Origin of the sequence: Marivita cryptomonadis (assembly GCF_002115725.1) — a bacterium.
GTDB classification, from domain to species: domain Bacteria; phylum Pseudomonadota; class Alphaproteobacteria; order Rhodobacterales; family Rhodobacteraceae; genus Marivita; species Marivita cryptomonadis.
In genome coordinates this window covers 17,085-29,309 of sequence record NZ_JFKD01000025.1, presented here as the reverse complement: position 1 = coordinate 29,309, position 12,225 = coordinate 17,085, and the positions used below count along the sequence as shown (strand labels likewise).

Sequence of the window (12,225 nt, the reverse complement as noted above, 5' to 3'; positions counted from 1 at the left end):
CCTATGTGCGTGCCTTCTCAAAACTGGCCCAGAGGGCCTTGAAGGTTTCAAAATCAACGGGTCCTTCTTTCAAAGGGTCCAGAACCACGGCTTCGGCAGCGAAGAGCCGGTCGAGCGCGACGTTCATCTTTGGGATCACGTCTGCGGGGATGCAGACCGCGCCGTGGCGGTCCGCGTGGATCAAGTCGCCCTCGGTTACGGTCATGCCAAAGATGGTGACGGGCGTGCCAATGTCGCGAACGTGGACAAAGTCGTGGCTTGGGCCGACCGATCCGGCAAGGACCGGAAAGCCATCGGGCAAGTCACCCAGATCACGAACGACCCCGTTGGTCACCGCCCCGCTAAGGCCAAAGACGCCCTTGTGGACAAGCGCATGGACCTCACCCCACCAAGCGCCGATCGCGGCGTCGCCGTCAGTATCTTCGATGACGGCCACGCCAGGGCGGGGGCCTGCGTTCATCGCCTCAAAATAGGCCATGCGGCGGCGGCGGATTTCGTCGGGTGGTTCGGTGGGCGGGCGGGTCCCTGCGATGCGTGCTGTGCGGGCAAAGCCGACGATCCGCGCGTCTTTGTCGCCCGCCCATGTGATTGTGCGGTGGGTGAAGCCCGCGAAGCCGCGCTGGCCTTGGGCAGCTTCGATGGCGTTGCAGACGGTGGGCGTGTCGCAGTTGTGCAAACGATCTATGAGCGTGGAGATGTCAGAAGTGTTCATGATTTGCCTCCTACCAGTCTCGCATCACTTTGGCGCAGGCACTTGGGTCTTCCAGCGGGGCAAAATGCCCCAAGCCGTCCAGCCTGCGAAATTGCCCGTTGGGCGCATTTTGTGCGGCGGCCTGACCTTGCGGAGGCGGAGAGGCCTGATCCTGCGTGCCAGTTGCGGCCAGAACGGGCATTGCGGCCTGTGTCAAAGCAGGCAGCGCGCCCGGGCGGCTTAGCGCCAGCTGGGTTTGCGCGCCTATTAATGGCGCGGTCTCTTCGGCCATCTGGCAGATTGCAGCCCGTGTTGCATCAGGGGCGGGGCCAAAGATGTCCGCAAGGCGGGTCTTGAGAGCCGCTGCCCCGCCAAAGGTGCGGACATCCTGCAACAGAGCGTGGCGCAACGGGGCCTTGGCAGGGTCATCGGCGTAAGGGTTGAGCCCGAAAAGGATCAGGCGGTCTGCGGTCATGCTGTCTGCAAAATGGGCCGCCACGATTGCCCCTAGGGAAAAGCCGCAGACGATCGTATCGGTTGCAAGGCCATCGAAATCCACGCGGTAGTCTTCGATGGAAGGACGGTCCAGTGTTACAAAGGTCCGAGCGGTGTGTGCTACGCCAAGCCCATCCAGAAACCTGTCAAAGACCGCCCCGGTGCACAACGTGCCGGGCAAGAGCAACCAAGGTTTGTTTGACAATCCCTCAATAGCCATTTTGAACGGCGGTTCCGGGGCTCGTCTCTTCAAGGGTGACACGCACGGCCTCGCGCATGCTGCGGGTCAGATGGGCAAAGTCGTTGCCGGGTGTCACAAGGCGGAAGCCCTGTTCGATACGGGTGCGTGCTTCTTCGCCGGAACCGCAGAAAATTCCGGCAGGTATGCCGCGTTTGGTGGCTGCGGCCAGCACATGAAGCAAGCCAGCCTCGGATTTCGGGCGGGGATGGCCGGAATGACCATCCATTTCAAACGCCAGATCGTTGGGGCCGATATAGACCATATCGACGCCGTCGACATCTAGGATATCTTCAATACGCTCGACCGCTTCGGCGGTTTCGATCATCGGGATGGCCATCACAGTTTTATCCGCCTGCGCCACATAGTCAGGCCCGCCATAAAGCAGCCCGCGAGAGGGGCCGAAGCTGCGGTTGCCCAGGGGCGGGTAGCGGCAGGCATCGACCAGCGTTTTGGTTTGTTCCGGCGTCGAGATCATCGGGCAGATGATACCGTAGGCCCCTGCATCCAGAAGGTGCATGATGTTCGCTGGATTAAGCTCGGGCACGCGGACCATAGGCGTTGCAGGCGTTGCGGATAGCGCTTGCATGATCGCCAGTGCGTCCGAAAAGCCCAGCATGCCGTGTTGCAGATCGACGGTGACGGCGTGGACGCCGCTGTGGCCGACGCCTTCGGCGGAATAAGCTGAGGCAATCGAGAGCCAGCCGTTTACAACGATCTGCGAGGCCGCGAGGCGGGTTCTGATGGCGTTGGCGCGCATTATCCTGCCCGCCCGTAGCTGGGCAAAAGGCTAACCTTTGCAACAAACCCGCCTGCATCAAGCCCAAGCCCCGCATCCGTCGCGCCGTTGAGGGTTTCAGGGGTGAATACGGGCCGTTTGCGGTGATCACCGCTGAGAACGACAAGGGCTTCGACCGGCGTATCGCCGGTTGCCGTCAGGGTGCGGAAAACACTCGCAGGGACAGAGTAGGTGTCCCATGCATTCAGGATGACAGAGGCGTCGCCCTCGACATAGTCCAGCCGTGCTTGGCCCTCATGCATCATCAGGACCATCTTTTCATCTAGCAGGAACGGGCCGACGGACTGGCCCGGCTCGATCCGCAACCATTCGGCGGAGAACCCATGGGGATTGGTGATAGGGGCAGCGTGATTGCGGTTTTGCGTCATGCCATGACCGATCACAGGGGCGATTTGGGCGCCACCCGTCGGCAGGGCCTGATCGATGAAAGCGGGCCGGAAATCGCGGGCGTCCGCGGCGACGATCCGCGACATCATTTCATCGCGCGACACATCGCGAAGTGCTGCAACGTCTTCGTCCGGCATGGGTGGGATGCGGCCGCTTTCGGGGGGGACGGCGTCCCCGCGCGATGTGTCGATGAGGCGATTGTCGGACGAAATATAGAGGCCGTAGTCGGCGGCTTCCCGAATGATTTCGGGGTGAAAAATCACGCCGCCCGTGTTGTCGCCGCCCAGAATGGTGAACAGCCAGCCATCGTCAGGGCCTGCATTGGTGAAGCCCCGGAAAATCCATGTCGGCACGGATACGATATCACCCTTGGTGCCCTTGATTTCGTTTTCGCCATTCGACCCCCAACGGAAGGTCCATTCGCCCGCCTGCACGATGAACACCTCGGCGGTAAAATGGATGTGCAGGTTGTTGGTGATCCCGTGGGGCATGGCCGCCGCACCGATGTTGAAGCCATGCGCCTCGGGCAGATTGATGACCTGATCGTCCGAAGACGTCACGCCGGGCCCAATGATCGAATAGTTTTCCTTGGTGTCCGAACCGGGCTTTTTGCAGTCGATGAAGGCGACGGTGCAGGACACATAGTCGTCCCGCTTAATGTGGCGCGCGTCGGCGATGTCTTGGGTGATGGTCGTCATGATGTGTCCTCTTTTTATCTGAGACGCTCGCCGGTCGCGCGGTCAAACAGATGAATGCGCGCGCCATCCTTAGGTGCCAAATGACAGGGTGAATTGATCTCTGCTTCGAAATCGGCATGACCGCGTGCGCAAACTGAAGACGGCCCGTTGCGCAGGGTCACCAGCGTGGATTCCCCCGTCAGTTCAAGAGCGTAGAGCTTGCCGCTGATGGCCGCTCCTGCGTCCTCGGTAATATCGAGCTCTTCGGGGCGAATGCCCAACACAACCCCTTTGCAGCCCGCCAGATCGACGGGGAGTTCAACGCCGTCGGCACGGAACACGCCGCTCTGCACAGCGCCATCAATCAGGTTCATTGATGGCGATCCGATAAAGCCAGCCACAAACAGATCAGCCGGTTCGGCGTAGATTTTCTTGGGTGTGTCCAATTGTACGATCTTACCGTCACGCATGACAGCCACGCGTGTGGCAAGCGTCATCGCCTCCATTTGGTCGTGTGTCACGTATACTGTGGTGACGCCGAGTTCATGATGCAGGTGTTTGAGTTCAGCCCGCATGGTCACGCGGAGTTTGGCATCCAGATTGGATAGCGGCTCGTCCATCAGGAAGATGCTTGGCGTGCGCACGATAGCACGGGCAAGAGCCACGCGTTGACGCTGACCACCGGACAGTTCGGACGGGCGGCGTTCCAGCAGGGCGTCCAGTTCGACCTTTTCGGCGGTTTCCTGCACCCGTGCCTTGCGATCAACCTTGGACATGCCGCGCAGTTTCAGCGGATATTCGATGTTCTGGCGTACGGTCATATGCGGATAAAGACCGTAGTTCTGGAACACCATCGCGATGTCGCGGTCCTTGGGCGGCTTGTCGTTGACCCGCTCGCCCTTGATCATGATGTCGCCCGAGGTGATGTCCTCAAGCCCGGCGATCATGCGCATCGTCGTGGTCTTGCCACAGCCTGATGGCCCCAACAGCACCAGAAACTCACCGTCATGAATGGTCAGGCTTTGCTTCGGGACGGCAAGGAAATTGCCATACTTCTTTTCGATATCAACAAGACGGACTTCGGCCATGTTTCGTTTCCTTTTATTTGACCGCACCGGCCGTCATGCCGCGCGTAAAGTGTTTCTGGATGAACAGGGCCATGATAAAGATCGGCACGGTAATCATGACGCCGGCCGCGCTCATCAATTCCCAAAGATCGCCGCGTTCGGTGCGGAAACTGACAAGGCCGACGGGCAGGGTGACAGCATCGCGGCGCGACAGGATCAGCGCAAACAGAAATTCGTTCCACGTCAGGATAAAGCAGAAGATCGATGAGGTCATGATGCCGGGGGCGGCCATGGGCATGACGATGTCTTTGATCACCCGCAGGCGGGATGCACCGTCGATCATCGCCGCTTCTTCGCTGTCTGTCGGGATCGCGTCGATGAAGCCCTTGATCATCCAGATCACAAAGGGCGTCACAATGGCCAGGTTGACGATGATCAATGCGATACGCGTGTCCAGAAGGTCCAACTGCCGGAACATTAAGAAGAACGGTAGCACGATCACCACGGCAGGAATGAACTGTGTGGACAGGATGAGAAAGAACAGGAACTTGCGTCCTTTTACCCTAAACCGAGAGAACGAATAGGCCGCCAGCGCCGCGCAAGGCACCGCAATCGCAACCGTCACCGTGGCTACGATGACCGAGTTCAGAACCATCGACCCAAGGTTCCACGGCTCCGAGAACACGGTGACGAAGTTCTGCACCGTCGGTTCAAAAATCAGCGATAGGGAATAGGCGTCGCGGGGCTGTTTGAAGGCGGTCAGAAACATCCACGCGATCGGGAACAGGACCACAAACGAGATCAGGGCAAGAAGGGCGCGTTCGCCCAGATATGCGAGCGTCTTTCTCATGCGGTTGCCATCTTTCTTTCGCTCAGCAGCATGCGGACATACCAGATTGAGATGAACATCATGATCGCCGTCAGGATCCACGCCAGCGCCGAGGCATAGCCCATGTCGAACCAGCGGAAGCCTACGTTAAAGATGAAATAGGCCAGCGTTTCGGTCGATGTGCCTGGTCCACCCCCTGTCAGCGTGACGACCTGATCAAACATCTTCAGAGCAAAGATCGTTTTCAGAACCGCCATCACAAGGATTACACCGCGCATCTGCGGCAGAATGATGCCAAACACGATGCGCAGGTTGGATGCACCGTCGATGCGCGCCGCTTCCTCGGTTTCGCGCGGGATGGAGGCAAGGCCGCCCAGACACATGAAGGTCATATAAGGCGTCCAGTGCCAAACATCTGTCAGCACCAGAATGCCCATGGCCAGTTGCGGATCAGCCAGCCACGGCACGCCCTGCAACGCGGGGAACACAGCGCCCAAGCCATTGGCGATGACGCCGAATTCGGGGTTGAACATAAAGCGGTAGCTGACACCGATCAGCGCGGGGCTCATCGCGAAAGGCAGGATCAGGATGATGCGCGTGAAGGTATGCATCGGCCCCTTGCGGCGCAGCAGCAGCGCAAGCGCCATGGCCAGCACCACCGTCAGGATCACGCTGGTGATCACAAAGACAAACGTCACCCAAAGCGAGTTCAGAAATTGGCTTTCGCCAGCGGCATAAAGGTAATTATCGAGGCCGACGAAGCCTTCGGGGCGGCGGCTTTTGGTGAGGTCCCAGGCGCGAAACGACGTGATGAACGAATAGGCAAGAGGGTAGATCGTTGTCGCCAGCACGATGATGAAGGCCGGGATCAATAACCAATAGGGCAGTAGCCGATCTTTCACGGGGGCACCTCATCACGATCTAGGAAAAGAAAGGGGCCGGGCGACAGATGCCGCCCAGCCCTGGGGAGGCTAGCGGATTGCCGCGATATCCTCGGCGGCTTTGTCGAGTGTCGCCTGCACGTCGGTTGCTTCGCCGGACGCAAGGCTGGAGATCGCTGTCTCAAGGATCAGCACGATGCGCGGCCAGTTGTCGCCGAACTCCACACCGTCTGCCGTCGCCAGAGCGTCAGCCGCCGCCTGGTGCATGCCGCCCCAACGCGCGTTGACCTCAGGATCCGTCAAGTTGGACATGTGAACGGCAACAACCTCGGACAGATCAGGGTCCATCAGCACGTCACGCTCAAGTGCAGGATCGGTCAGCCAACCAAGGAATTCCGTAGCGGCGTCCTTGTTGTCGGATTCGGCCGTCACACCAAAGATCCAGGTGTTGGTGAAGGTTGTGCGGTCTGCACCGGCGACCGATGGCAGGGCCGTAAACCCGATCTGGTCGGCCGTCAGCGTGGATTGCTCAGGATCGCTCAGTTGCGAACGCACCCACCACCAAACAGGAAGCATCGCGGAGTTGCCCTGCTTAAAGCTGGTCACGGCATCCTGCTCAACAAACACGGCAGAACCTGCAGGAACGATTTCTTCCTCGGTCAGGTAGCTGACGTAGGTTTCAGTCGCCGCAACACCAGCATCGGAATTGAAGATCGCATTGCCGCCTGCATCAAACAGATCGCCACCATTGCCCCAAAGCAGGTTCATCCAAACCATCAGGTTCTGACCATTGAGCTTGCCATACGGCAGTGCCACGCCAGCGGCGTCGGTTTTCTCCTGAATGGTTTTCGCGGCTGTGACCATGTCTTCCCAGGTCTGTGGGGGCGTCACGCCAGCTTCTTCCAGAAGATCCGTCCGATAGAACATCAATTGAACGTGGCCGCGCACCGGCAGGCCGATCAATTCACCGTTCAGCATGCCATGACGAATGTGTGCCGCAGGGAAATCACTCAGGTCGGTGCCCTGTGCCTCAATGCCCGGCCCAATCGGCGCCAACAGCATTTGCAGCGATGACACCCACTGATCCATCACCGACACAACATCATAATCGCCGCCCGCAACCATTTCGGTTGTCAGGGCTTCTTTCATGTTCGGGAACGGCACGTAATCGTACACGACGTCGATGCCCGTGGCCTCTTCGAATTCGGCCAGCCGGGCTTCGTGCGCCTCGAACTGGCTGGATTTCACGGCCAATACATTCACGGTCTGACCGTCGAATGGCCGACCTTCTGTTGCCTCCCATGCGAAAGCCTGAGCGCCGCACAGTGAAGCTGCGATCGCAATCGCGCTGGTAAATAGTTTCATAGTTTCCTCCCTTGACTGTCCCCAGCGTAGACGGACGACGAAAGTTTCGTCAATAAGATTATTGATAATTTGGAATGGACAGATTTTCCTGACCTGCTAAGTTGGTTTTATTGAAGGAAACGGAGTGTCCAGTATGTCCGACCTGCTGACACAGGACCTAGAGAACGACGTTATTTTCGGTGTGTATCCGCCTGGCGCGAGAATCATCGAAGACCGGGTTATGGAGATCTATGGCGCCAAACGGCATGCGGTGCGCAACGCTTTTGCAGAGCTCGAAGCGCGTGGGCTTCTGGTACGACGGCCCAATCGCGGGGTTGAGGTGGTGGACTTCACCCCAGATGAGGTTGATGCGCTATATGACGTTCGGATCATCCTGGAAACGGCTGCCGCGGAACGTACGAACCTTCCCTGTAGCCAACAGATTGCGACGCGGTTGGAAGACATCGCACGTCGCCATGAAAAGGCGGTTAAGGAGCACGATTTTCGATCCGTCTTCTGGCTCAATCAAGAGTTTCACGAAGTGCAGTATTCGTGCTGTGGAAACCCGCGCCTTGCTGAATTGATCAGCAAACACGCCCGCGCAGCGCAGCCTATTCGCGTTGTCAAATACGACGATGAGACTCATATGGAACAAATCGTCAGCCAGCACTTTGACATCATCGCGGCCTTGCGCGGCACGTCAGAAGAGGCGCTTGTCGCAGCGGTTCGCGCCCATTTGCCTGCATCGGCCGAGGCTTACCGCACCCTTTACAACCGCCGGTTCGGAGCGCGAGCCCAAACCGCATAAGGCCACCATCGTACCCAAGGCACACCCGTTTGAGAATACTCGAACCAAGACACCCAGGATGCCCTATCGTGTGTTCAGATAAAACAATGCTAGGAATGACGATCACTTTGCATTCAAGGCTTCAAAGGTGGGCATCGGCGCAGTTGTAGCCAAAGAGTCGCTGTTCTCGCGAAGCGTAAATTTGGCTGCTGATCTATGCTGCGTCATAGACCAATGGCCGCATCATCCGCTGTGCGGCGGCATCGGATTTCTCGCTGACGTAGTATCGTCCAAGTAGCAAGCGCACGCCGCATAGAATTAGAATTCACAGAATGGGTTCGTTCCTGTCATTTCCCGCCTGGGCGGCGACGGTCGGCAGAGGCAAATTGATATGAGATCAATGCAGATCGGTTGATTGGAAAGCGCAGCCAAATCGGCTCTATTTGAAGAGCCACGCATTGTTTTACAGAAATGAGCCGCCCAAAGTGAGCTGCTTTCTTTGCCTTTGGAAGTCGCGTGCGGTTTTGGCTTTACGACTGAGCAGAGGCGCAAGAACACAAACCTACCTATTCACCGCCGTTTACCTGCCTTCCCTTTCGGGGGGCTGGACTGCCCCAATTCCCGTACAGTATGTGTGCAACATGGACGCGACGCGGACCATAGGAGAGCGATAATACCTTACAACGCAGCAACCTCGGCAGCGCGATTATCCTGTGCTCCCATGATGGGCGGTGGCGATTTTCAAGTTAATTCAAGTATTTAAAGTGCGTCGTGTGTAGTACGTGATCATGTGCTAATCGCTTGATTTCGCATGATTTTCGTAGCGGATATTTGAAATCCTACCCTGTCGGTCGACCCATTTGATCAAAATCGCACGCGACCTGTGTAAACAGAGGGTTGATCGTGCAGTGACAATTTTTTCCTTCGACTTTTGCCAGCTTTCAATCTGAGCGAGGTACTTATTGCTTGGAACCCGATGGCGCATAGCCGCGGGTTTGTTTTCGGTGGTTGCCCCAGGTTTGAGCATGCTCGCGTCGCGCGTCGGCATGCCCGCTGACTGCAAAAACGCGGTTGGCCTCTGCTTCAGCCTCGGCAAGAACATCGTTGGGCAATATCAGAAGCGGCTTTCGGTCATCCAACAGCACCCGGCCGTTGACGATTACAGTATTCACATCGGCCGCATTGGCAAAATGTGTGATCCGGTTCAAGGGCATGACAGGCGGCCATAGATGTGCGCGTCGCCCGTCCAGCAACACGATGTCCGCCTTTTTTCCAACCTCCAACGACCCGATTTCAGTCTCGAGGCCCAATGCGCGAGCAGCGTCGATCGTGCACATTTCCAGCGCCTTACCCTCGGGCAGAATGCCTGCATCTTGGAAGTGGCGGCGGTGGTAGTGCATCGCCTGTGCCATGTGGCGAAACATGTCGAACCCGCGATCTGGCGCGCCGGCATCAGAGCCAAGGCAGACAGTGATCCCTGCGTCGATCAGTTCCGGAACCGGGCATCTGCCGCGGATCGACATGATGGCCGACGGATTGTGTATAATTGCTGCCCCGGTGAGGGCGAGCGCCTCGAAGTCCGCAGGGCTAAGGTCAATGCTATGACTGAGCGCGGCTTTTGTTGACAGAAGACCAAGCTCGGCAGCTAGCGCGATTGTATCCGTTCGGTGACCATCTTGGGTGAAGAGAACGCCGCTGCGATCCTGCAGGTCGCGCATGGCCCGCGACATGGTTCGGATCTCGGGGGCATTCTCTTTCATGTGGTTAGGGGTATAGACTGGGAAGATTAGAGCGACTCCAGTGCCTTGCATAAGAACATCGTCATGGCGACTCATCAGGTCTTCACAAACAGCCATTTGCTCTTCGAAACTGACAGGTGCCCGATCCGGCCCAAACTGCCGTGGAAAGGGAAGGCGGCCCGGACCCACCGCCATGATGGTACGCAATCCAGATGCACGTGTCGCCGCGCAATGGGCATCGCCAGCCTCGGGCGTGTCGGTTCGATAAATGTCGGCACCACCGCCCAAGAGCGAAACTGCGGTGGTCACGCCACCCATTAGCCGCTCAAGCAGTGCCAGCTGCGCTTCGGCCCGCCAGAAAGCGGGTGTGGCCGCACCAGCGTAAATGTCTTCGCAGATGCGGAACCACAGTTCGCCGTCGCCATCGCCCGCGCCGCGCACAAGCCCGTGCCCTGCATGAGAATGCGCATCGATAAGACCGGGCAATGCAATCATGCCCGGTCGATCTATGACCGTTGTTGCTGCAGGTGGCTCGCCTGTGCCGATTGCCGCGATCCTGTCATCAGTGATCGCGATCCAGCTCTTTTCCAGAACCCTGCGGTCCACGTCCATGGTCACCATGGTGGCGCATGTCAAGATCAGGTCATATGGGGCATTCACGAGCGGTCCTCCTGAAATACGCATGTTTCACGCGTCCTCTCCAACCCTGCTTCTGTGCGGCGACAGGCGAGTGTCGGAAAATAACACTTCGCTAGTCTGGGTTAATCTTGCTCCCGACGTTCAGATCGGTTTGCGCCAAGCTGGCATGACCTTTTGCCATGACGTCTTCAACCGATGGTGTCGGTAGGTCGAAGGCGTTTCGTGTCATTGAATAGCCATCGCCACCCATGCGTCCGATTGCGTCAAGCTTCTCTGAGTTCGAGTAGTATGTTTCGAGGTCGATGATGTCTTCGCGTACATGCGCCATCTCGATCCGTCCGAGAATGATTTCGCGGGCACTGCTGACAGAGATTGAGGTATGTCGACGACATTCAAAGGCCACTGGCGCTTCGGCGATCCTTGGGCAGGCCACCATCGTGCCGTCCACTGCCGTAAGCCCGGCCATCTCCAACTCGTCGACCTCTGGACCAAAGGGTGCAGCCGTTGCTGCCATGGCTTCGACATTGGCGAAATCCACGATATTTACAGTGAATACCTCCGTGTGGCGGATATTGTAGGCCGTGTCCTTGAAGCTCAGGTCCGGTTTGTTTTCGACACCCAATGCAAGGATGGGCGGATCGGCCGACAGGCAATTGAAAAACGAATAGGGTGCTGCGTTCACGACGCCATCAGGCGAAATCGTAGTCACCCACGCGATGGGGCGGGGAACCACAGTTCCAATCATGACCTTGTAGGCCTGTCGAGCCGTTAATTCCGAGAACCGTATGGCGTGATGGATCAATGTGCCAATTCCTTGCCATATCGCGATAGAATAGATTCAACGGTATCCGGTGCTTTCTTGAACGCGGCGCGCTCTGCAACTGCTCCGAGGTGATGTTCCATCAATGAAACAGCGAGGTCGGCGTTGGCTGTGCGAAGTGCCTCGATGATTTGTGAGTGCTCGTCGACCGCACAGTCGGAAGAATGCGACTTCGCATACATGGCCATGATCAAAGAGCATCGCAGAACAACCTCTGTGACGTATCGCGCCAACACCTCATTGCCGCTCAACTGTGCAAGCAGGATATGGAACTCGCCTGAAAGTCGGATCGAGACGGGCCCGTCCTTGCCCCTAATGGCCTGTTCGCGGCGGACATGTGCGTCGAGCTGTTCAAAGTCCTCTTCGGACATCGTCTCGATGCCGATGCGGATGACTTCGGTTTCAAGACATCGGCGGACCTGAAATATCTGTTGCGCCTCTTCGATCGATGGCTCGGCGACGAATGCCCCGCGGTTGCGTCGCGAGACGACAAGACCCATAGTTTCCAGCCTGACAAGGGCGTGCCGGACGATTGTACGGCTCACGCCAAATTGCTCGCCTACAGTGTCTTCTGGCAGCCGCATGCCAGGCTGCAGGGCCTGCTCAATGATTGCCCTGCACAGCAGTTCATACACAGCATCGGTCGTGGTGCTTTGCTTTTGCTCTCTCATGTAAGTCCCTTGCCAGTTTTTCTGGCAGAAGTTCAAGCACGTATCCATAGAAGGTATCGATTGGATACAAAAAACTTGCCAAACCGCAATGTGATCCGCAATAGTTATCTCATAAAGTTGTATACGATCCGCATGCGCTTTCTTGCTCAAATCTACCTCAG

12 protein-coding genes are annotated in these 12,225 nt (G+C 57.7%); 1 reads left to right on the top strand and 11 read right to left on the bottom strand.

Annotation, left to right across the window (positions count from 1 at the left end; genetic code table 11):
• Position 1: 1 nt before the first annotated feature.
• The 8 genes from MCRY_RS19695 to MCRY_RS19660 all read right to left on the bottom strand — a co-directional run bounded on the left by MCRY_RS19695 (position 2) and on the right by MCRY_RS19660 (position 7,429).
• Positions 2–712: an RraA family protein gene (locus MCRY_RS19695; protein ID WP_085633077.1), complete on the bottom strand. Its 711-nt coding sequence runs from the start codon at positions 710–712 to the stop codon at positions 2–4.
• Between the two features lie 10 nt (positions 713–722).
• Complete coding sequence (locus MCRY_RS19690; RefSeq protein ID WP_085633075.1) at positions 723–1,406, bottom strand: alpha/beta fold hydrolase; 684 nt, start codon at positions 1,404–1,406, stop codon at positions 723–725.
• On the bottom strand, positions 1,396–2,184 hold the full coding sequence (locus tag MCRY_RS19685) for an HpcH/HpaI aldolase family protein (protein WP_085633073.1): 789 nt from the start codon (positions 2,182–2,184) through the stop codon (positions 1,396–1,398). The genes MCRY_RS19690 and MCRY_RS19685 overlap by 11 nt, the downstream gene beginning before the upstream one ends.
• Positions 2,184–3,308, bottom strand: coding sequence for a cupin domain-containing protein (locus MCRY_RS19680; RefSeq protein WP_085633071.1), 1,125 nt, complete (start codon positions 3,306–3,308; stop codon positions 2,184–2,186). Before MCRY_RS19680 ends, MCRY_RS19685 begins: the two co-directional genes overlap by 1 nt.
• Positions 3,309–3,322: 14 nt before the next feature.
• Positions 3,323–4,375 (bottom strand): ABC transporter ATP-binding protein, encoded by a 1,053-nt coding sequence (locus tag MCRY_RS19675; protein ID WP_085633069.1) that lies wholly within the window; start codon positions 4,373–4,375, stop codon positions 3,323–3,325.
• Between the two features lie 13 nt (positions 4,376–4,388).
• Entirely contained in the window at positions 4,389–5,204 is an 816-nt protein-coding gene (locus MCRY_RS19670) for a carbohydrate ABC transporter permease (protein ID WP_085633068.1), read from the bottom strand.
• A complete protein-coding gene (locus MCRY_RS19665; RefSeq protein WP_138487911.1) occupies positions 5,201–6,085 on the bottom strand; it encodes a carbohydrate ABC transporter permease in 885 nt (294 codons plus the stop codon). The genes MCRY_RS19670 and MCRY_RS19665 overlap by 4 nt, the downstream gene beginning before the upstream one ends.
• A 69-nt stretch (positions 6,086–6,154) precedes the next feature.
• Positions 6,155–7,429 carry an ABC transporter substrate-binding protein gene (locus tag MCRY_RS19660; protein WP_085633064.1) on the bottom strand — a complete coding sequence of 425 codons (1,275 nt, stop codon included), beginning with the start codon at positions 7,427–7,429 and terminating at the stop codon, positions 6,155–6,157.
• A gap of 133 nt (positions 7,430–7,562) precedes the next feature.
• On the opposite strand from MCRY_RS19660, the gene MCRY_RS19655 reads away from it, so the two are divergent.
• A complete protein-coding gene (locus MCRY_RS19655) occupies positions 7,563–8,216 on the top strand; it encodes a GntR family transcriptional regulator (RefSeq protein ID WP_085633062.1) in 654 nt (217 codons plus the stop codon).
• Positions 8,217–9,154: 938 nt separating this feature from the next.
• Here the strand turns inward: MCRY_RS19655 and MCRY_RS19650 are convergent.
• The 3 genes from MCRY_RS19650 to MCRY_RS19640 form a co-directional block, all read right to left on the bottom strand.
• Positions 9,155–10,594, bottom strand: coding sequence for an amidohydrolase family protein (locus MCRY_RS19650; RefSeq protein WP_203276027.1), 1,440 nt, complete (start codon positions 10,592–10,594; stop codon positions 9,155–9,157).
• A 91-nt stretch (positions 10,595–10,685) separates the two neighbouring features.
• Positions 10,686–11,375, bottom strand: a complete 690-nt coding sequence (locus tag MCRY_RS19645; protein ID WP_238939857.1) for a flavin reductase family protein — start codon at positions 11,373–11,375, stop codon at positions 10,686–10,688.
• Entirely contained in the window at positions 11,372–12,214 is an 843-nt protein-coding gene (locus MCRY_RS19640; RefSeq protein ID WP_238939669.1) for a GntR family transcriptional regulator, read from the bottom strand. Before MCRY_RS19640 ends, MCRY_RS19645 begins: the two co-directional genes overlap by 4 nt.
• Positions 12,215–12,225: the final 11 nt, after the last annotated feature.

Coding starts and splice junctions, on each gene's coding strand:
- MCRY_RS19695 (WP_085633077.1), bottom strand. CDS start 712: ATGAACACTTCTGACATCTCCACGCTCATAGATCGTTTGCACAACTGC.
- MCRY_RS19690 (WP_085633075.1), bottom strand. CDS start 1,406: ATGGCTATTGAGGGATTGTCAAACAAACCTTGGTTGCTCTTGCCCGGC.
- MCRY_RS19685 (WP_085633073.1), bottom strand. CDS start 2,184: ATGCGCGCCAACGCCATCAGAACCCGCCTCGCGGCCTCGCAGATCGTT.
- MCRY_RS19680 (WP_085633071.1), bottom strand. CDS start 3,308: ATGACGACCATCACCCAAGACATCGCCGACGCGCGCCACATTAAGCGG.
- MCRY_RS19675 (WP_085633069.1), bottom strand. CDS start 4,375: ATGGCCGAAGTCCGTCTTGTTGATATCGAAAAGAAGTATGGCAATTTC.
- MCRY_RS19670 (WP_085633068.1), bottom strand. CDS start 5,204: ATGAGAAAGACGCTCGCATATCTGGGCGAACGCGCCCTTCTTGCCCTG.
- MCRY_RS19660 (WP_085633064.1), bottom strand. CDS start 7,429: ATGAAACTATTTACCAGCGCGATTGCGATCGCAGCTTCACTGTGCGGC.
- MCRY_RS19655 (WP_085633062.1), top strand. CDS start 7,563: ATGTCCGACCTGCTGACACAGGACCTAGAGAACGACGTTATTTTCGGT.